Source organism: Paenibacillus sp. cl6col, assembly GCF_900102125.1.
Taxonomy (GTDB): domain Bacteria; phylum Bacillota; class Bacilli; order Paenibacillales; family Paenibacillaceae; genus Paenibacillus_B; species Paenibacillus_B suaedae.
Genome location: NZ_FNAZ01000002.1, coordinates 26530 through 47285 on the forward strand (window position 1 = coordinate 26530; position 20756 = coordinate 47285).

14 protein-coding genes are annotated in these 20756 nt (G+C 48.0%); 8 read left to right on the top strand and 6 right to left on the bottom strand.

All coding sequences use genetic code 11. From position 1 onward, the window contains the following. The first annotated feature begins 64 nt into the window (after positions 1 to 64). From BLS15_RS04245 to BLS15_RS04265, 5 genes are all read left to right on the top strand, one after another. Positions 65 to 841: an SDR family oxidoreductase gene (locus BLS15_RS04245; RefSeq protein WP_021253164.1), complete on the top strand. Its 777-nt coding sequence runs from the start codon at positions 65 to 67 to the stop codon at positions 839 to 841. An 87-nt stretch (positions 842 to 928) separates the two neighbouring features. After that, a complete protein-coding gene (locus BLS15_RS04250; RefSeq protein ID WP_021253163.1) occupies positions 929 to 2014 on the top strand; it encodes a phosphotransferase family protein in 1086 nt (361 codons plus the stop codon). Positions 2015 to 2079: 65 nt separating this feature from the next. Continuing rightward, positions 2080 to 2859 (top strand): enoyl-CoA hydratase/isomerase family protein, encoded by a 780-nt coding sequence (locus tag BLS15_RS04255; protein ID WP_028533211.1) that lies wholly within the window; start codon positions 2080 to 2082, stop codon positions 2857 to 2859. A 62-nt stretch (positions 2860 to 2921) separates the two neighbouring features. Next, positions 2922 to 4607, top strand: coding sequence for a long-chain fatty acid--CoA ligase (locus BLS15_RS04260; protein ID WP_090510185.1), 1686 nt, complete (start codon positions 2922 to 2924; stop codon positions 4605 to 4607). 124 nt (positions 4608 to 4731) lie between these two features. Further along, positions 4732 to 5298 carry a TetR/AcrR family transcriptional regulator gene (locus BLS15_RS04265; RefSeq protein ID WP_028533210.1) on the top strand — a complete coding sequence of 189 codons (567 nt, stop codon included), beginning with the start codon at positions 4732 to 4734 and terminating at the stop codon, positions 5296 to 5298. A 229-nt stretch (positions 5299 to 5527) separates the two neighbouring features. Here BLS15_RS04265 and BLS15_RS04270 read toward each other — a convergent pair whose 3' ends face one another. The 6 genes from BLS15_RS04270 to BLS15_RS04295 all read right to left on the bottom strand — a co-directional run bounded on the left by BLS15_RS04270 (position 5528) and on the right by BLS15_RS04295 (position 14073). After that, a complete protein-coding gene (locus BLS15_RS04270; RefSeq protein WP_021253159.1) occupies positions 5528 to 5716 on the bottom strand; it encodes an aspartyl-phosphate phosphatase Spo0E family protein in 189 nt (62 codons plus the stop codon). Positions 5717 to 6162: 446 nt separating this feature from the next. Continuing rightward, positions 6163 to 8211, bottom strand: coding sequence for a methyl-accepting chemotaxis protein (locus BLS15_RS04275; RefSeq protein WP_021253158.1), 2049 nt, complete (start codon positions 8209 to 8211; stop codon positions 6163 to 6165). Positions 8212 to 8466: 255 nt separating this feature from the next. Then, on the bottom strand, positions 8467 to 10527 hold the full coding sequence (locus BLS15_RS04280) for a methyl-accepting chemotaxis protein (RefSeq protein ID WP_028533208.1): 2061 nt from the start codon (positions 10525 to 10527) through the stop codon (positions 8467 to 8469). 249 nt (positions 10528 to 10776) lie between these two features. Continuing rightward, a complete protein-coding gene (locus BLS15_RS04285) occupies positions 10777 to 11958 on the bottom strand; it encodes a hypothetical protein (RefSeq protein WP_254777281.1) in 1182 nt (393 codons plus the stop codon). A gap of 25 nt (positions 11959 to 11983) precedes the next feature. Further along, entirely contained in the window at positions 11984 to 12700 is a 717-nt protein-coding gene (locus BLS15_RS04290) for a YiiX/YebB-like N1pC/P60 family cysteine hydrolase (protein ID WP_021253155.1), read from the bottom strand. Positions 12701 to 12798: 98 nt separating this feature from the next. After that, complete coding sequence (locus tag BLS15_RS04295; protein ID WP_021253154.1) at positions 12799 to 14073, bottom strand: esterase/lipase family protein; 1275 nt, start codon at positions 14071 to 14073, stop codon at positions 12799 to 12801. Positions 14074 to 14365: 292 nt separating this feature from the next. Here BLS15_RS04295 and BLS15_RS04300 point away from each other — a divergent pair, with 292 nt between their 5' ends. The 3 genes from BLS15_RS04300 (at position 14366) to BLS15_RS04310 (ending at position 20696) form a co-directional block, all read left to right on the top strand. After that, on the top strand, positions 14366 to 16891 hold the full coding sequence (locus BLS15_RS04300) for a GH39 family glycosyl hydrolase (protein WP_254777282.1): 2526 nt from the start codon (positions 14366 to 14368) through the stop codon (positions 16889 to 16891). 254 nt (positions 16892 to 17145) lie between these two features. Further along, the gene (locus BLS15_RS04305) at positions 17146 to 18387 is read left to right on the top strand and encodes a PTS sugar transporter subunit IIC (protein WP_072727797.1); all 1242 of its coding nucleotides are present in this window, start codon (positions 17146 to 17148) and stop codon (positions 18385 to 18387) included. A gap of 23 nt (positions 18388 to 18410) precedes the next feature. Beyond that, positions 18411 to 20696, top strand: coding sequence for a beta-glucosidase family protein (locus tag BLS15_RS04310; protein WP_090510190.1), 2286 nt, complete (start codon positions 18411 to 18413; stop codon positions 20694 to 20696). Positions 20697 to 20756: the final 60 nt, after the last annotated feature.

Consider the following 20756-nt stretch of genomic DNA (forward strand, 5'->3'; position numbering starts at 1 on the left):
ACGATTAGAACAAATTTGAAGGTACAAACGAGACTTTAGCCTTTTCATGAATGGGGGATGGAAGGTGAACGTCAAGCAATTATTTGACTTATCGGGTAAAACGGCGATTGTAACTGGCGGCGGGCGAGGGCTCGGCGAGCAAATTGCTCATGGCTTGGCTGAAGCGGGTGCGAATCTCGTTCTCTGCTCGCGCAGGGTTGACGCATGTCTGGAGACGGCGGCCCGAATCCAACAGGATACAGGCTCCTCATGTCATGCGATGGCTTGTGACGTTAGAAATCCAGACGACGTACGGCGTGTGGTGGAACAGACGGCAGAAAAGTTCGGTCGTCTCGACATTTTGGTGAACAACAGCGGTGCTTCTTGGGGCGCGCCAGTTGTCGATATGCCGCTCGAAGCTTGGAATAAGGTAATGGACATCAATGCAACCGGTACGTTTTTGATGTCACAGGCAGCTGGGAAGATCATGATTGAGCAGCGCGGCGGCAAAATCATTAACATCGCTTCCGTGGCAGGACTGGGCGGGTCGGATCCGGAATGGCTGGATGCCATTGGCTATAGCGCAAGCAAGGGCGCGGTCATTGCATTCACGAAGGATCTCGCGGTCAAATGGGGCAAGCACAACATTCATGTCAATGCGATTGCTCCGGGATTTTTCCCAACCAAGATGACCCGCGATGTTCTTCAACACGGAGGCGAACAAATAGTAAGCCTCACCCCGTTGAGACGGCTCGGATCTGATCGCGATCTGAAGGGAAGCGTCGTATTTCTGGCATCCGAGGCTTCCGATTACATCACCGGTGCGGTGCTGACTGTGGATGGCGGCATGACAGCCATGTAACTGTCCCTGAATCGCGATCCATGGCAAGTGTCTCGTCTTTTTTATCCAGTAAAGCTATTTTGAAAGAATGAAGGAGGTCTGCATACCATGACGTCCAGGCAAGAGACATTACAGCAGGATACGATTCCCGTTCGCAAGGGCGAGGAGTTGAATGTTGCTGCGCTAGAAGAGCATTTACGTGAGCATCTCGATCTTCCGGAAGCCCCATTGGAAGTGGAGCAGTTCGGGGAGGGACATTCCAATTTAACATACGCGATAAGGAGCGGGGATTGGCAGGCAGTAGTGCGCCGTCCTCCATTGGGGCCAGTCGCTCCTAAGGCACACGATATGCAGCGCGAATATACGATTCTCTCAAGACTGCATCCATTTTTTTCGCTTGCGCCTCGTCCGTATTTGTACTGCGGCGACACCTCAATCATTGGCAGTCCTTTCTTCGTGATGGAGCGCCGGAACGGAATCGTGTTGGATCGAAGCTTTCCTTCGGATGTGGAATATACGCCTCAACTGGGCAGGGACATTTCCGAGACGATGGTCTCGACATTGGCCAGGCTGCATGAAGTTCCTTATCGGGAAACGAATCTAAGGGCGATTAGCCAGCCAGACGGCTTTATGCGTCGGCAAGTGCATGGCTGGATAGAACGTTATGAGCGAGCCAAGACGGATGAGATCCCAGGAGAAGAGAAACTCAAAAAATGGCTGGCTGATTTCTTGCCGAATTCACAGACACCGACCGTCATCCATTACGATTATAAGCTGAACAACATCATGTTCGCAGGCGACAATCTTACAGAGATCGTCGGCGTATTTGACTGGGAGATGGCGACGGTGGGCGATCCAATGGCCGATGTCGGAGCAGCGCTCAGCTACTGGTTTGAACCGAATGACCCGTCGGAGCTGCTGCACGGCTTGGGCCATGTTCCGCTTACGGTTCGCTCCGGCTTCATGTCACGTGCCGAATTCCTAGAGGCATATGCGTCAAAAAGCGGGCGAGATGTATCGGAGGCCCATTACTACTTGACCTTCGCTTACTTCAAACTGGCGGTCATCTGTCAGCAAATTTACTACCGTTGGAAAAAAGGGCAGACGAGCGATGAGCGCTTTGGCCGTTTCAACGATACCGTACAGACGCTGATTGCACACGCTTGGCAGCAAGCAGAACGTGGCAAGCTGTAAACTAGATTACGATTATTGCGCAAGATAGAGTTGCGGTTCATCACAATAGGGAGGTTCTTTGAGATATGGGCAATGAGCATTTACTTGTACAAAAGATAGGGCATGTTCTGTCGTTGAAGCTGAATCGTCCAGAGAAGCTGAATGCGTTCAGTCCTTCGATGATTCGGGGGATTATCGATGCGCTGGAGGAGGCGCAGAGAAATACAGACATTCGAGTCATCTGCTTGTCGGGGGCAGGACGCGCCTTCAGTGCAGGCGGAGACGTGACGACAATGAGCGGCGCAAAGCCGAATAACGTCTATGATCATATTGGAATGATGAATGAACTGGTTCATTCCATTAAAGAAATCGAGAAGCCCGTGATAGCGGTCGTGCATGGATTCGCGGCAGGTGCAGGTTTCAATCTCGCGTTAGCTTGCGATTTGATTGTTGCAGCCAATGACGCCAAATTTGCGATGAGCTTTGCCCAAGTCGGTCTCATCTCCGATGGAGGGGGATTGTTCTTCTTGCCGCGCCTCATTGGCATACACCGAGCTAAGGAACTGCTATTCAATGCCGAGCCGATCGATGCGGAATATGCCCACCGCTTGGGTATCGTAAATAAGCTGTATCCTTTGGAGCAATTGGAATCCGGTGCGCTGGAATACGCCTCCCGCTTGGCGAAGGGTCCCATTAAGGCGTATGGGATGCTTAAGAAAATCGCCGACCAGTCGTTGACTTCCTCGTTGGATGACATATTAGAACGGGAGAGAGTTACGCAAGCCATGATGGTCACGACCGAGGATCACCAGGAAGGTGTTCGGGCGTTCGTCGAGAAGAGACAGCCTTCATTCAACGGTCTGTAGCACTTGTCGGTTTTTATTCGTTCTGAATGACAAAATGGTTAGCAATGAGGAGGCGATTTTTGATGACGCAGTCCCATTATGCGTATTGGCCCGCACGATTGCCTGTTTCCATTTCAGTTCCGGACACGACGCTTACTGACAACTTGGAGGTTTCTGCCCGCCGTTATCCGGATAAGACGGCAATCATTTATTATAACAACTCTATTTCCTATCGAACCTTATGGAAAGAAGTCAATTTGATGGCCGCTTATTTGCTCCATCTCGGCGTAGAGCAAGGCGATCGCGTGCTGTTATATATGCAGAATAGTCCTCAGTATATTATCTCTTATTACGCGATTATGCGATCCGGCGCTATCGTTGTACCTATCAATCCTATGAATCTCACCGAAGAGCTTTCCTACCTTATTGAAGACAGTAATGCAAGAGTTGGCTTTGTGAGCCAGGAGCTGTACTCACGTATCGAACCGTTATTATCAGATCGTCGCCTCGAACGCATCATTGTTGCTACCTATTCGGATTACTGCAGCAATGTGGGTGAAGAAGTGCCTGACATCGTCAGGGCATCACGTCTTGAATCAATATCCCCCCAAGCTGTGTCCTGGACGGAGGCCATGAAAGTAGCGACTGTTCATCGGGGTTCCTTCCCGACGACGAAGGGAAGTGATCTGGCAGTTCTCCCGTATACATCGGGCACGACCGGCAAGCCAAAGGGGTGTATGCACACCCATAAATCCGTACAAGCGAACGTGATTTCATCTGCTTACTGGGGAGGATTGACACCGGAGGCAAGGGGATTGGCGACACTTCCCTTCTTCCATGTCATCGGCATGATTCATGGCATGCACGCTCCCATTTTTGTCGGTGCAGCCATGGTCATCATGACGCGTTGGGATCGCAGCACGGCCGCCCTGTTAATGGAACGCCACCAATGTACGTATTGGACAGGAATCAGCACGATGATTATTGACTTTTTAGCCAACCCTGAACTATCTCAGTATGATTTGAGCTCGCTTATGCTGATTAACGGTGGCGGAACTGGGCTGCCGGAGGTCGTAGGCGAGAAGCTCTACCAGGTTACGGGACTGCGATTTGTAGAAGGGTATGGCTTATCCGAAACGATGGCGCAGACGCACTGCAATCCGCTTGACCGTCCGAAGCTGCAATGTCTTGGCATTCCAGCCTTTGGCGTAGACTCGCGGGTCATTGACCCGATGACACTTGAAATAAAAGGGCCGGGGGAAGAAGGAGAAATTATTATAGATGGACCGCAGTTATTTCAAGGCTACTGGAATGATTCAGAGGCTACGCGGTCCGCTTTTGTAACGGTGGAAGGCAAATCATACTTCCGCACGGGAGACATTGGGCGGTACGACGAAGATGGATACTTCTTCATCGTCGATCGAATGAAGCGCATGATTAACGCCTCGGGATTCAAAGTATGGCCGACGGAAGTAGAATCGATTCTATATCGGCATCCGGCGATCCAAGAAGTATGCGTCATTGGCATTCCGGATGAGCGCAAGGGAGAGGAAATCAAGGCTTACATCGTCCTGCGCGAAGGGGAGCGCGGCAACGTGTCGGAAGGCGATATGATAAGCTGGGCGCAGGAGCACATGGCAGCTTATAAATACCCTCGAATTATCGAATTTGTCGCTTCGCTTCCGGTTACTGGTAGCGGCAAAATTTTGTGGCGCAAATTGCAGGACGAGGCATGGAAGAAAGCCGGGGAAAAATCGAGCTCCAGATAGAAGAATCGTATCAACGATTTGAAATGCAAAATATCCACTTGTTCCCTTTACATGTCTCTATTGTTCAAGCTAACATAGAAACATATTATTCGACATGAGGGGAGAATCACGCTTGGAGCTGTCCATGAAGGATAAAATCATCAGACACAGTATTGCGCTGTTCGAATCGAAAGGGTTCAGCGAAACCTCGATTCAAGATATTGTCGACACGCTCGGCGTGACAAAGGGCACTTTTTATTATTATTTTACGAGCAAAGAACAGCTGTTAACGCATATTCATCTGCAATATATTGACTATTTACTAGCAGAACAGCAAACCATTTTTGAACGCCCGGATAGATCGTGTCAGGAAAAGCTGGCTGGCGTAATCAACATGATGATTCGGGAAATCGCGGAAAAGGGTGCCAGCGCACGGATATTTTTTCGCGAACTTATTCATATTTCGGGCGAGGATCTAAATGTAATCAAGGGGAAGCGGGATCAGTTCCGGTTCAATTTACAATCCGTCATCGAGCAGGGAATGGAGAACGGAGAATTCCGCAATGATATCCCGGCGGATATGATGACATTCGGTATCCTTGGTGCCTGTAACTGGTGTTACACCTGGTTCAATCCGGAAGGCGCCGTATCCGATGTCGAGGTTGCTTCGATCTATACGAAGATGTTTTTGAATGGTTTGAATAAGCAATAAAACGTATTCTTAATTGACAATACGCTTCAGGCTGTGGAGGTTCGTGAATCACGGCAATTCCATCGTATTTATTGGCCACTATAGAGACGAGACCTCCCGTTTCGAATCTATCCCCGGCAAGGAGCAGACCAAGCAATCCGTGGTCTGCTTTTTGCGTGTGCAAGACAATCATCGCGTAATCGCAAGTTTCGTACACCCAACTGTTTCGAAAGGTTCTACCTGGAATCGTTCATTTCCTTGTTTCCTGCTGGAACTTTAATAGATGATGATCCAGCTCTTGGCTTAAGACAATTACCTTCTCATCGGTAAGGCTTTTTCTCTCTGTTGCCACCTTAAGCAATTGCTGGCGAATTCGCTCGATTTTATCTTTCAAATCTTCTTTTTTCTGATCATCAGAATTAGACGGGGCAATAGCCACTCACCCTCTCTACGTTGATAAATGTTGTCTGGCTCATTCTGGCTCCTATAATGAAAAATATACCACATCAACTTTTTTTTGAATCTAAAACTTGCCGAATGTGTTCCATTAGCAAGATAAATGTGATTATTGTGTTGAGGGTATTTTATCCTAAGGAAATATAAGTTGGGAGATATTATGATGTTTATCGGAGATTTGGGAGAGTTTATGAAGGGTTTTTCTATAAAATGGGACAAAAGTACAAGCTCCAATTCGCATCGCGAGATGACCAAATCGAGTAAAATGAGATATTGCAGATTCGAATTATAGATAAAAGAAGTAACCTATGATAAAACGATACAATGCGATTCATGATAGGAGAGGCATGACAATAGAATAGGAAAATCGTTCCACACGATAATATTAAAATAGACCGTTCCCAGCAAGGAAACGGTCTATTTTTCTTTCTATTCGGTTTTAAATTTCGAAGAAGCTTCCTTCAGTTGCTTGGTAAGGCTGTCAATTTCCTCAATCATCGAGGACAATTGCTGCACCATAGCCGATTGTACTTGAATCGTAGAGGTTACCTGCTCAACGGAAGCAGACACTTCTTCGCCAGAAGCGGACAAGTTCTGAGCCAGTTCCATAACGTCCTCTTTGCCCCGCTTCATGTTGTCCATTTCGTAGGCCATGCCCTTGACTTGATCAGTGATGTCAACAACGTTGTTCAAAATGGCTTCAAACGCCAGCTTCGTATCGCCCACGTATTGATTCTGCTTGGCAGATACATCTTGAAGGCTTCTTACTGATCCGTTTGCCTCTTGCGCCAAGCTTAGGTTGTCTGTGATGATTTCCTCGATCTCGCTTGACTGCTTTGCACATAGCTCAGCCAATTGTCTTACTTCGGAAGCAACAACAGCGAATCCTTTGCCATGCTCCCCAGCTCGTGCGGCTTCTATCGATGCGTTAAGCGCGAGCAAGTTCGTTTGCTTTGCAATCTTGCCAATGGTTTCTGTAATGGAGGCAATGCGCAAGGAGCTTTCCTCCAGCTTGGCCGTGATGGCTGCGATTGAAGCAACTTCCTGTTCACTGTCACCATGGGTATGTATCAGCTGATTCACGATCTCATTTCCACTATGGAAGACTTCAATAATGGAATCCGTCCGATCCTTCACAGCGGATGACAATTGATTGACAACTGCAATTTTATCCCCGAGATCACCGAACTTATTTACGATTTGCTCGGTATCAAGCGCTTGGGACTCTATAGCTTTGGCGATTTCCATGGTCGTAATCGAAGTTTCCTGAATGGATATCGTCGTTTGCTTGGAGGCGGTATCCAATTCACTTGTGCTTGTGTTCAAATGTTCGATTGAGTGATTCATTTGGGAAATCAGGCTCTTATTTTGTTCGACCATGATGGTGAAGCTGTCCGCCAAGTCTTTGAATTCACTCTTGTAGTTGCCTGTTGCAGCAACGGTAAGATCGCCGGACGCCAATGTCTTGAATAAGTCGGTTAGTCTTGCGATTGGCCGCGTAATCGTACGTGAGATGAGGATACCCACCGTCAAGGATATCAATAGGGCAACAAGCGTAATGATCGATATTTTGGCGAATAGATCATTAAGAGGTTTCTTAATGTTCTTATAGCTGTCTTGTACCACAATTGTCCAATCTGCTTTCGGAATTTTGGAATAACGGATAAAGTATTCCGGATCCTCAATACCTCCTCGGGAGATTTGCCCCTTAACCGGAGTCTGAACGACTGAATTAAATTTGTCGGATTCGACCATCTTTCCGATTGCCGAATTATTGTTCGAGTGGAAGATGGTTCGGCCTTCGCGATCCAAGATTATGGTGCTTCCTTGCCCATTATCGTCCGCATGCTTCAGTTGGTCTACAAAAAACGAGGTGTTCACGGTCATAATAAACACACCTTCAACATTCGAGCCATCCCCCAGGATAGGCTGAGCGAACACAACCACCTGACTGCCAGTACTTTTGGATACAATCGACTCGCTGATGAACGATTGTCCTTTCATTGCCGCTTGGAAATAGGCCCGATCCGTGCGGCTGCTTCCAATGTTGTCTCGGTTCGAACTCGCAATGATGATGCCGTTCTTATCGATGAGACTGCCCGAGCTCGTTTTGAGACTATCAGCCATCAGCTTATTCGCCTTCATGAAAAGCGGATTACGTTCAGAGAAAAAATCGGCATCCTTTAAGGAATGCTCCGCCCGAAGCTGCAGCAAGGAGAGGTATGTCTGATTAATAGACGCCAAATAAATGGACTGCTCCTCCAGCTGCACGGACGACCATAACCCTTCACCGATGCGGTTGGCATTCAAAATCATGTTGTTCTTGCTTTCCTTCAAAAGCATGTCGGATCCGTACCAGTACAATATGGAACTCGTTCCGATCAACATGCATACCGCCAAGGTGCTGATTAACAACGGAAGCTTTACTTGCAGTGACATATTCCCGATGCGAAAGCCCCACTTCTTAGATTTTATCATCCTCGTCTCACCCCTGATGTACAAAATATGTTCCAATGACTCCTATGTAAATCCGATTTTCCATCTCTGTATATGCCTCCTTCCAACTATTTGGAAAAAATATGATCAGAAGTCTGTTAATCTATTCAACGGAAATATTTACGTGTTTTTATATAGGTAAATTACGGTAAATGGGCGCAGTGAACACTTGAGTCAAATAAAGAAAGGGGCGTCCCTAGTCATGTCAAATGACTTTTGGGAGCCCCATTTTGCATGCTATTCGGTTTTAAATTTCGAAGAAGCTTCCTTCAGCTGCTTGGTAAGGCTGTCAATCTCCTCAATCATCGAGGACAATTGCTGCACCATAGCTGATTGTACTTGAATGGTCGAAGTAACCTCCTCAACGGAAGCCGATACTTCTTCGCCAGAGGCGGATAAGTTCTGTGCGAGCTCCATAACGTCATCTTTGTTCTGTTTCATAATATCGATCTCATAGGCCATGTCTTTAATCTGTTTGGTGATATCCATGACATTATTCAGGATCACTTCGAATGCTTGTTTTGTCTGGTCGACATATTGATCTTGCTGAGTGGATACGTTTTGGAGACTGCGTACGGAATCGTTCGCCTCCTTGGTCAAGCTTAGGTTATTTGTAATGATTTCCTCAATATCACTAGACTGCTGTGCACACAGTTCTGCGAGCTGTCTGACTTCGGAAGCAACGACACCGAATCCTCGGCCATGTTCACCGGCGCGAGCGGCTTCAATCGATGCGTTCAGTGCTAATAAGTTCGTTTGCTTGGCGATTTTGCCGATCGCTTCCGTAATCGAAGCAATGCTGATCGAGCTTGCCTCTAGCTTGGTGGTTATGGTCGCAATGGAGCTGACCTCTTTCTCACTGTCGTCATGAGCCCGGATGAGCTGGTTGATAACTTCATTTCCGGTATGGAAGACGTCAATAATAGAGTCCGTACGCTCCTTAACTGCCGACGACAATTGGTTAACGACTGCGATTTTGTCACCGAGATCACTGAATTGATTAACAATATGTTCAGTATCGAATGATTGAGATTCCATCGCTTTCGCGATTTCCATCGTGGTGATCGAAGTTTCCTGAATGGATATATTCGTTTGTTTGGAAGCAGCGTCCAATTCGTCTGTATTTGTATTCAACTGTGCAATGGAGCGGTTCATGTGGCCAATCAAGTTTTTATTTTGTTCTACCATGACCGTGAAGCTGTCTGCCAGGTCTTTGAATTCACTCTTATAGCTTCCTGTAGCAGCGACGGTGAGATCGCCGGAAGCCAGCTTCTTGAACGATTCTGTTAATCTGCCTATTGGCCGCGTTATGGAAAGCGAGATAAGTAAGCCAGCAGCTACGGACAGCAGCAGAGCGCCAAGCGTTATAATTGATATGTTCATAAATAAATGATCGAGTGGGCGCTTAATGTTCGCATAACTGTCGAACGAGAATACAGTCCAATCTGCTCCTGGAATCTTCGAATACAGAACATATTGATCGGCATCGTCAAGATTACCGCGAACAATATCCTTGTTTCCAGAAGCTTGGAAAATCGATTTCAGCTTGTTGGACTTAATCTGTTTTCCAGTCGCGGTCTTATCCTGTGAATGGAAGAGCGTATGGCCTAGGCGGTCTGTAATAATAATTGTGCCTACATTATCGCTGGTCATTTGCTTCAACTGCTCCACGAAGAACGAGGTGTTGACTGTCGAAATAAAGACACCGTCTACCTTCGAGTCGTGCGCTGATATCGGCTGGGCGAATACGACGATTTGGCTTCCGGTGCTCTTCGAAGTTAAAGCGTCACTGATGGTCGGCGTTCCCTTCATGGCAGCCTGGAAATAGGCGCGATCTGCGCGGCTTTGCCCGATGGCTTCCGGAGTGGAGCTTGCAATGACGATCCCTTTCTTATCAATGAGCTGATAGGATTCCGTGCCCGTACTGCCTTGGAAACTTTGGGTTAGCAGTCTATTTGCTTCGTTGAACAAGGAATTATCCTTCGAAAAAAAATGAGCATCATCCATAGACGACGCTGCTCGAAGATCCAGCAATGAGCGGTATGTACCATGTATTGAGGCCAAATATACGGACTGTGCTTCCAGCTTTACGGAAGACGATAATCCTTCGCCGATGCGGTTGGCGTTCATAGTCAAACTATTTTTGCTTTCCTTCAAGAGAATGTCAGAACTGAACCAGTACAGTATCGTACTCGTTCCAATCAACATTGCTACTACCAATGTGCTGATTAACAGTGGGAGCTTTACCCGCAGCGACATATTGACGATGCGTGAAATCCACTTCTTCTGTGTTACCATGCTAGTCCACCCCTGCTGTTCTATTTTGCGATGCTATGGTCTGCTTCTACGCGATTGAACGCCTAGACACCTCCCTTCTGAATAGGTTGGAAAAATATGATGTAATGCTCATTCAATCTATTAAACATTTAATTTTAAGTAAATTTCTATAGGTAAATTACGGTAAGTGGGGTGAGTGAGGGGGGATCTCGTTCAAGAAAAAAAGGCTGCCTCGTCTTGGATGAAGATGAAGGCAGCCCGCGAGAGCATTTACAGATTGGTGAGCATTTGAAAATCATATAAGTAGACGCCGGAGGAAAGTTTCGAAGTCAGGTTAGGAATAGGGAGTTTTTTTAGCAATTTGCCATCCGACAATTGGTATTGTTCAATCTTATGTACTTGGTCGGCGTCATCATAGCGGAACAGATAATAGAAAGTGCCATATACATAGCCCATCGCATCGTTTACATTGGATGACCGCTGGAACTTGGCAAGGGTGTTGGAGTTCACAGAAGCCTTTGTATCCAGTAAGAACGAGAAGATTGTACCGTAGCCGTCTACATAATAGAGCATCTTATCCACGATGCCGATACTATTGGCGCTAAGCGAGAAATATGCATTGTCTGGCTCTTCTCCGTATGTATGAAGCGAATAGGTTGTTGCCGTATGTGTGGACTTATCAATTTCCATAAGCTGAAGATGGATACGATTGTGCTCATCTCGGGTTGAGAAGACCACGTACATATTATTTTGTGTGGAAACCATCTTCGATTGCACGATGAGCGAGCCTGTATAGATGTCCAATAGAGGATATTTCGTTTGTTGAAGCTTGCTCCCCTCTAGCTCCATCACAACAAGGTTTAGGCCTTGCAGAGAGGCATGATCAGAGGTCAATACATAAATATGATTCTCATCGCTGCCCTGCGCCTCAACAAACTCTGGAATATCCGCGCAATTATGGTGCTGCGCATCTCCCCAGCGGATGGTAGATATATAGTTGTCATGGGTGTCAATCCCTTTGTTGAACAAAGCGTAATACAACTTGCTCGAGGTTAAGTAGCCCGACATCTGCCTATACCCTGCACTTACTCTACAACGTGAAGAATATGTATCCTCAATTCCCTTGCCTTGCTGCACATGAACCTTCTCTCTTGCTTGGATGACAATGCGATTCGAGTCCTGAAGCTGGACAGGGGCATTCCATTCCAATCCATCTCCGTTCCGAGTCTGAATGCTCCCGTCCTTGTCGATAGACAAGAAGTGAGAGTTCCCGCCGCCGATGATTTCCTGAGATAAGGAAGTAGAGTAGTAGACAAGGGCGACGGGAGGGTTATTCAGCTTGGTATTATTGTCTTGTGGAGACGATTGAGAACAAGAGATGAGAAGAGAGGAAATGGCTAGGAAGACGGTATAGATAAAGATGCGTAACATAGCATGATTCGAGGTCTTCAAGCTTCTCATCTCCGTTCCAAACAAATTAATAGCTTCTTAATGTTGTGAACATGGATGAGTCGCGAATATCGACAGGATATACACCGAGTCCGCCATCTCTATCAATATCGATGTTGGCTTTCTCTTTGAAGGCGCACCATACTAACTTGGAGCAGTTCTTGTCGCCGGAGCATGAGGTAAGACGATTCGTAGCAAAATTGTAGGAGTACTTTTCACCGATGCGGCCATTTGCCCAGTCAGCAGCTTGGGACCGCGCAGTTGCGTTGGCATATTCGTTCTTGAGGGTGAGAATCTTGGAGCCGCTATCTACTCGCTTATCAATAAGCTTTACTTTGCGGACTCCTGTGCTAGGGACAGACTCGACGATATAATCCGGTGTGTAGTAGATGCCTACATGGCCGTGAGGGATGCCGATCGTCGAAGCGGTCTCGAAGAACACATCGCCTTTGCTGGAAGAGGCGAGCTGATAAGCTCCTTGTCCTTTGTCCCCTGAGGCGATGCTCATCTGTGGTGTTACCTTCTTAGAACGGAGCTCCTTGTACATCTGTTGGATGATGACGTTGCGTGGCTGATTTGTAACACGGGAAGCGTAATCAATTTCGGACAAGAGCTGTTCCTTCGTCACATCAGGGTATACCCCTAACACGCGATCCAACTGTGCTTCTTCATCTTGACCCAACGCGCCAACGGTAGTAGGAACGAACAACGTCAACAGAAGCATAACAAGCAAAATCTTTTTCATTCAAATCCTCCCATCTATCAATTGGTAACTTTCACTCCTATCATACAATCATTTTGGATAAAAATTCAATAATTTTACTAATTATTAATTTTTTTGTATTAAGGAGTTGCATTGAGCCATTGTTCGATGACATTTACGGATTGCGGAGCCCAGGATAGTTTTAAATGATTGAGCTTCAAGGTAACATTTCCTGTGACAGTTCCAATTCCATCCGTTGCGGAAGCACTGTTCACGAATACCACTCCATCACTAGGCCCTGTATGCTCATTGTGCACATTCGGAATGTTGTTTTCATTGCCAGACAGCAGGTAAGTGTTAATTGTACCTGGTATGCCAGAGCCTATAAGTTTGTTAACAAGCGAGCCCTGCTGGATTGCGGCATCGATCCCATCTCCCTTCGTGAAGAATCCCGTACCTCCATAATAGGTTGTGAACCAATCTTGCTCAGTCGCGGGAAGCGGGTACGCAGTGTCCCATTTCGCCAACATTTGCTTTTGCCCGGGGAAATAGTTACCTTGAGATGTGCTGTATATGGACAGCTCGGGATGATTGCGCCAGATGCCATAACAGATCATTTGTGTGTGGGGAGAAGGGGCATTGACATTGCCGCCGCACTCTGGAATGATTCCATAATTGAAGGTCCACCCGTGCCTGAAGATAAAGTCCGTTCCTTTATTCGGACTGCCAATGAGAATAAGTTTTCGAATATCATTGGCATATGGAGTTCCGCCGCCTTTCACTACGGAGGAAGCATACATCCGCGAGGCGAAGGCCCCTTTGCTCCAAGCGACAACATCAACTTTGCTGGCACCCGTTGTTTGCTTAATAATGTGGATGGCATTCTGGATGTGCTCGGCGGCATAGTAATTGTCTCCATGCTTGTGGCCGAATCCGATTGCAAATACTTTATATCCTTGGCTGACAAGCTGCTGCATCAGGCCTGTGCTCGGGCATGTGGAAGCTCCACAAGTATTCGGCCCGAACTCATTTGGGTTAGCCCAAGCCCGGTCGGCATTGTCGTTGGCACCATGGACAAGCAGAACGGGTGTGGATTTTGCATTGGTGTCATATTGAGGTGCATAGTACAGCAAGAAGCGGCTTGAATGGGGCTGGCCAACGCCTCCGAAGAAGGTGAGCCGCTGTCCATTCTGATCTCCCCGGCCATCTGGGGGATATTGTTCCGCTGTGAACATGGGATTACTGTCCTTCCAGCGTTCTACCTTCGCCCAGCCATTGGCGACATTTGGGAATGATTGCTCCATGGCCAGCGTTGATCCGCCAGCCTGGGCTTGCGAGAAGGGAATGAGCAGCGTGCACATGAGAAGCGCGATGAGGGCCACCTCGATCTTCTTGCCATGCTTAAAACGGGACATAGCATCCTCCCTTTCCTGGACTGCTTCGAGGCAGTCATTCATTAGTTATCGGGAGTCCGTGAAGGAACTCCTAAATTTCATTATAGAGAAAGCGGTTACAATTAAGTTGCTGAATTGCCTGCTTTCATCCAAAGATCGCTCTGACGAGGATTCTTATATTCAATTATTCCGGCAATCGGAGACTCATGTATAAGTTTCCTGAACTGGAATTAGTTTTTTGTTGAGATGAAGAAGAAGTCTCCTTGAATTTCCTGGACGCTCAATCACATAATAAAGTATGGAAAGGGGGAGCTTGATTATCCGTTACTTATACGAGTTTATACAGCACCAAGACGATTTGCCTATCAAATTATTCGTAAACAGCGTGAAGCATATCCATTTCCATTGGCATAAAGAGATTGAAATCATTTATGTTCTTCAAGGCACGGTGGTCATGTATACGGATCAGCGTCAATATACCCTTCGTCAGGACGATATTATTGTCATCAATAGCATGTCTGTGCACAAGATTGAACGCACGAACGAGGATAACGTGCTGCTGACGCTGCAATTCGGCCCGGAGTGGCTCGATACGAGCGCGTTTATTCATTGCAATTCCAGTACACAGACGGAGGAGAATCGCAGCAGCTATGATGTCATTCGCCATTATTTGGCGAAGATGGTCTATGAGATTAACAAGAAGGCAAGCGGCTTTCGCAGCTACACCCTAGGGTGTCTGCAGATGCTGTGCGGCCATCTGCTGCGCTATTTCGCATCAGGAACCAACGAGGCGGTCGAGGAAGATACGAAGTCGTATGATTACAAGCGGCTGAATCGGGTGCTCGAGTATATCGATCAGCACTATAACCAGAAAATTTCGCTTCAGACGATGGCGGATCAGGAGCATTTAAGCCTTCATTATTTTTCGCATTTCTTCAGTGACAAGATCGGCATACCCTTTCAAAAGTATTTGACGCTTGTCCGTCTCGAGAAAGCACAGGCAGAGCTGGCTAATACGGCCAAGAGCATCACGGAAATTGCCCTCGACTGCGGCTTTGCCAACGTTAAGTTATTCAATAAATATTTCAAGGAAAAATACAACAGTACGCCGAGCGCGTATCGGGAATCTTTCGCCTTGACCGATTTGCCGGATCCAGACCGAAAGCCGCTCACCTATGAAGAGTCATCCAGCGGAGACTATTATGAAACCGATACGATTCAGGCAATGTCTTCACTATATCGCTACCTTCATCTCCATACGGACGAGGGAATTGAGTCTAGGCCCGTTTCCTCGGTGGCGGGAACTATATCAGCGGCTGCTTCAACGTCGGTGAACGTAATGGTTCAAGCGAATGAGCAGGGTGCGCCTTTCGATAAGCACTGGAACGTCGTCACGACGGCAGGGCGGGCGGTCGAGGGATTAAGAGAGGACTGGCGATGCCAGTTCAGCGGGATGCAGCGCCGATTCCCTTTTCAATATATTCGCTTCCATGGCATCTTTAATGATGAAATGATGGTATATAGCGAGGAGGCTGACGGTACGCCGATCTACAATTGGTCCTACGTGGACAAGCTGTATGATTATTTGCTTCAGCAGGGCGTAAGGCCGTTTGTCGAGCTTGGGTTTATGCCGAGCCTGTTGAGAAGGTCGAATGAGACGGTCTTTTGGTGGAAGGGTTGCATTTCCCCACCTAAAGAGCAGGCCAAATGGGATGCTCTGATTCAGGCCTTCGTCCGACACTGCTTGAACCGCTATGGCTGGGACGAGGTGAGCCGCTGGTACTTTGAAGTATGGAACGAGCCCGATCTGTCCGGCGTGTGCTGGGCAGGGACGAAGGAGGAATACTTTGCGTTCTATGAATCGACGACGCAGGCGATTAAGTCCATCTCACCAGAGCTTAAGGTCGGTGGACCTGCTCTAGGCTACGGTTCGTTATGGAACGATACATGGGCAGAGGAGTTTTTGGCGTATTGCAGTGATCATGAGGTGCCGCTCGACTTTTTCTCCTTCCATGTGTATTCGGAGTACCCTTTCCAGAAGGAGGAGAACGATCGCCTGACCACGATCATGCCGCCGTCCTTTTATATGGAGAGCATTGAACGATTGAAAGCCAAGCTCTCGGTTACGTCTTATCGCGATGTGGAACTGTTCATGACCGAGTGGAACTTCTCGCTGTATGACCGCAATCTCGTGCATGATACGGCGTTTATGGCCCCGTTCGTTATTTATCATGCACTCACGACGCTTGGTACAATGAAGGGATTGGCCTTCTGGTCTTTTACGGATGTATTCGAGGAAAGCGTTGTTCCGTCATCCCACTTCTACGGGGGATTCGGGCTTATTAGTCGGGACGGGCTAAGGAAGCCAAGCTACTATGCCTTTGAGCTGCTGCACAGGCTTGGGGATCAGATCATCGCTCGCGGAGACGGTTATTTTGCGACAAGGCACAGCGACGGCAGTGTGCAGCTGCTTCTGTACCATTACGTGCACGTCGATCAGCTATTCGCAAGCGGAGATTGGTCGGAGCTGTCCGATATGAATCGGTATGCTGTTTTCGAGGAGAAGGGGAATAAAAGATTCCATATCCGCCTCGAAGGGCTTGTTGGGAGCTATAAAATGACAAGCTACCTGCTGGATCGCGAACACGGATCTGTGTTCGATGAATGGGTTCGACTTGGCACCCCTCAATTTCTCACCGAGGAGGAGCTTCATTATTTGGATGCCAGAAGCGGGCCGGTGATGAATACCCGGATGATTCATGCTGAACAGGGCTGGCAGCAAGAAGTGACCCTTTCGCCTCATGGTGTGATGCTGCTTACGTTTGCAAGGCAATACTAGTCGGCCTCAGTTACAGCAGGAGGCTTCTGTTTCTTAATTACTGGTGCCATGAAACACAAAGCGCACCCCTTCTCGGAGGGGTGTTTTTTGTTGTGTAAACGGTTTCCATTCTGCAAATGCTAATCTGGTCGGGTGAAGGAGAACAAGAAACGTCCCTAATTGCAGCAAAGAAGAACGGGAAAGCGCTATCAATCAATTCTATACTTAAGACATGACATAACCAATCAATAATATGTTGCGAAGGGGGAATATACATGGATCGTCTCATGAAGTGGATGAACGAAAAATTTGCGCCGCGTTTGGAGGCGTTTACAAACAACGTATGGGTATCTTCCATTCAGGAAGCCATTATGGTTACCCTGCCTATGATTTTTATTGGATCGTTTGTTACCCTGATCTCGATTCTGAAAGACTTTATTCCGGGAATGCCGGACTTAACGCCTATAACTACATTCAGCTTTGGCCTGCTGGGAATTTTTATCGCCTTCCTAACGCCCTACACGGTGATGCAGAAGAAAGGGCGCGACAAAATCAAGCTCATTGCCGGAGCGACAGGCATCTCCTTATTCCTTATGCTGCTGAAGCCCGTCACGAACGAAGACGGAACGATTCAGTTCATTATGGAACGTTTCGGGCCTTCTGGAATGATTACCGCGCTGCTTGTTGGAGTTGCGGTGGCCGTTGTACTTAATGTGTTCAACAATTTTTCATTTTTCAAAGAGGATTCGACTCTGCCGGAGTTCATCATGGAATGGTTCGACTTCCTCGTTCCGATTGCGATTATTCTTACGCTCGGATGGGTGCTCGTATATCAGCTGAACTTCGATATCTTTAATCTGATTGTAAGCGTATTCGAGCCAGTTAACGCATTAGGCCAAACGCTATGGGGCTTCCTGCTCTTTAACATGATTGGCGTTGCGTTGTACTCCTTCGGGGTCAGTCCGTGGGTGATCATCCCAATCTTCTATGCAATCTGGATTCCAGCGATTGAGCAGAACGCAGCCCTGGTGGCGCAAGGTCTTGAACCGGTCAACATTAATACGTTTGAAACATTCTTCTCCGGTTGGCTCGGAGTAGGCGGACTTGGTGCAACCCTGCCGCTTATCATCTTATTCCTGTTTGCCAAGTCGCAGAAGCTGAAATCGATTGGCAGAGCGACGCTCGTTCCATCTTTATTTAACATCAACGAGCCTGTGATATACGGAGCACCGATCGCATTTAACCCGATTTTGATGATACCGATGTGGATCAACGGTATCATTACGCCGATTATCGTATACTTGGCGCTAGACCTTGGATTCGCTCAGATTCCAAGCAAGGTGTTCCAGCTGTGGTATACGCCGATTGGATTGTCCACATACCTCATGTCCGGTTTTAATGGGCTTATCCTGCTGGCAGTCGTGCTGGCCATCATCTTTGCCGTATGGTATCCGTTCTATAAGATTTATGACGCGCAAGAGCTGAAGAAGGAGCAGGAAGAGGCGAAACAGCAATAAAACGTAGAAAGTGGGGATATATTATGAATCAAAAGATAAACGATTGGATGAAGGAATTAACGCTAGAGGAGAAGGCTTCGCTATGTGCAGGACTGAATATGTGGATGACGAAGGGGATCGACCGCCTGAATATCCCGCCGATCCACATGTATGACGGTACGAATGGCATACGCAAGACGAATAGCGATGAAGAGATGGGGATTGCTACGGAGGGGAATATTCCAGCTACGTGTTATCCAACCGGCTCCGCGATTGGTTCCTCTTGGAATATGGAGTTATTGCACGAGGTTGGTGTAGCGCTTGGCGTTGAAGGGAAGGAAATGGGCGTCGAGCTTCTGCTAGGGCCTGGCATCAATATGAAGCGCACACCGTTAGGCGGCCGCAACTTCGAATATTATTCCGAAGACCCTTGTCTGTCCGGTGAGCTCGGCGCAGCCTTCGTGAATGGGCTCCAAAGTCAAGGCGTTGGCGCTTCCGTGAAGCACTTTGCCTGCAATAACCAGGAGTTCGAGAAGATGGTGACAAGCTCGGAGGTTGATGAGCGTACCCTGCGCGAGATTTACTTGAGTGCGTTCGAGCGAATTATTAAGAAGGCCGATCCGTGGACAATTATGTGCTCTTACAACCTGCTTAACGGCTCCTATACGAGCGAGAATGAGCATCTTCTGGATGACATTTTGCGTAAAGAATGGGGCTATGAAGGCGTCGTGCTGTCAGACTGGACAGCAGTCAACGATCGTATTCGCGGTCTCAAGGCAGGACTTGATGTTGAAATGCCTGGACCTGCTCATTACAATACGACTGCGATTGTAGAGGCGGTTCAGAATGGCACCTTGCTGGAAGAGCAGCTCGATAAGAGCGTACGGCGCATTCTTACATTGGTAGAACAGGTAACGGCCAATGAAGAGGAGTCGAATACGGCTGCAATCGATTATCATAAGCTGGCGAGAAAAGCAGCGGCTGAGAGCATTGTGCTGCTCAAAAATGACAACGGCATTCTGCCGATCGACCCTGCTAAAGCTCAATCTATTGCCGTGATCGGTACATTCGCGAAGAAACCGAGAATTCAAGGCGCCGGAAGTGCCGAAGTGACGCCAACGCGTGTCGACATCCCATGGGAAGAGGTGCAGAAGATTGCTGGCGAGTCTGTACAATTCAGCTATGCGGAAGGCTACCCGAAGGATGAGCGAATTGATGAGGCCATGATCGAAGAGAGCGCAGCGCTTGCAGCGAAGTCTGATCTAGCGATTCTGTTCGTCGGACAACCCGAATATGCGGAGTCCGAAATGCATGACCTTGAGAGCATCGATCTTCCCGAGCATCAGGTGAAGCTAATTCAGGCGGTAGCGGCTGCACAGCCGCGATGCATTGTCGTAACGAGCAGCGGTACTGCAATGGCGATGCGCCCTTGGGTGCAGCATGTACCGGGTGTGCTCCACTCCTGGCTGACAGGGCAAGGCTCAGGCCGTGCGATTGCGGAGATTCTATTCGGAATGACGAATCCATCCGGCAAGCTGTCCGAGACATTCCCTGTGAAGCTGTCTGACAATCCATCCCATATGCGAATCCGCGGCGAGAACGGCAAGCTGTTTTACCGTGAAGGACTGTTTGTCGGGTACCGCTACTATGACCGCAAGGAGCTTGCACCGCAATTCCCGTTCGGCCATGGATTGTCCTATACGACCTTTGCTTACTCGGACATGAAGGTTTTACAGCATGACCGCCGCGTAACCGTGTCTCTGCAAGTAGAAAACACGGGAGCCGTAGCAGGGAAAGAGGTTGTCCAACTGTATGTTCACGACGAGGAGTGCAAGTGGACGCGTCCAGAGAAGGAGCTCAAGGCCTTTGCCAAGATCGAGCTTCAGCCGCATGAGAAGAAGGAAGTCGTGTTCGAGCTGGAAGAGCGGGACTTCGCTTACTACAATACAAAGTACAATCGTTGGGTCGCCGAAACGGGCTATTTCAAGCTTGTTGCAGGCAGCTCTTCCCGGGATATTCGCCTGACGGAGCGCGTATTCTGTGACTTTGGCAAGGAAGAGGTGTCTTTCCACAAGTTCAGCCTGTTAAATGACTGGATCGCTGATCCGCTTGCCAAATCGGTATTGGAAAAGTGCTTCAATGAGATGAATAAGCATGTTATCGACCAGGTGGTATTGAATGAAGGGTTTGTCGGATTCTGGGGAGACTTCCCAGCGATAAAGGTTCTGCAAATGTTCGGTCAGAACTGGCTCGTTCACCGTACTCCAGATCAAGTAATAGAAGAGCTGATTGCCGAAGTGGATCGCGAGCGCCGTCAAGCGGTTCAATAAAGGAAAAATACGCCGTGGTTATTCGGTTAATTCATAGATAGGAAAGAGGAATCCCCCCAT

Bases quoted from the DNA above. Each gene is read 5' to 3' on its own strand.
- BLS15_RS04305 (WP_072727797.1), top strand. From the start codon at position 17,146: ATGGATCGTCTCATGAAGTGGATGAACGAAAAATTTGCGCCGCGTTTG.
- BLS15_RS04250 (WP_021253163.1), top strand. From the start codon at position 929: ATGACGTCCAGGCAAGAGACATTACAGCAGGATACGATTCCCGTTCGC.
- BLS15_RS04280 (WP_028533208.1), bottom strand. From the start codon at position 10,527: ATGGTAACACAGAAGAAGTGGATTTCACGCATCGTCAATATGTCGCTG.
- BLS15_RS04290 (WP_021253155.1), bottom strand. From the start codon at position 12,700: ATGAAAAAGATTTTGCTTGTTATGCTTCTGTTGACGTTGTTCGTTCCT.
- BLS15_RS04295 (WP_021253154.1), bottom strand. From the start codon at position 14,073: ATGTCCCGTTTTAAGCATGGCAAGAAGATCGAGGTGGCCCTCATCGCG.
- BLS15_RS04260 (WP_090510185.1), top strand. From the start codon at position 2,922: ATGACGCAGTCCCATTATGCGTATTGGCCCGCACGATTGCCTGTTTCC.
- BLS15_RS04275 (WP_021253158.1), bottom strand. From the start codon at position 8,211: ATGATAAAATCTAAGAAGTGGGGCTTTCGCATCGGGAATATGTCACTG.
- BLS15_RS04310 (WP_090510190.1), top strand. From the start codon at position 18,411: ATGAATCAAAAGATAAACGATTGGATGAAGGAATTAACGCTAGAGGAG.
- BLS15_RS04255 (WP_028533211.1), top strand. From the start codon at position 2,080: ATGGGCAATGAGCATTTACTTGTACAAAAGATAGGGCATGTTCTGTCG.
- BLS15_RS04265 (WP_028533210.1), top strand. From the start codon at position 4,732: ATGAAGGATAAAATCATCAGACACAGTATTGCGCTGTTCGAATCGAAA.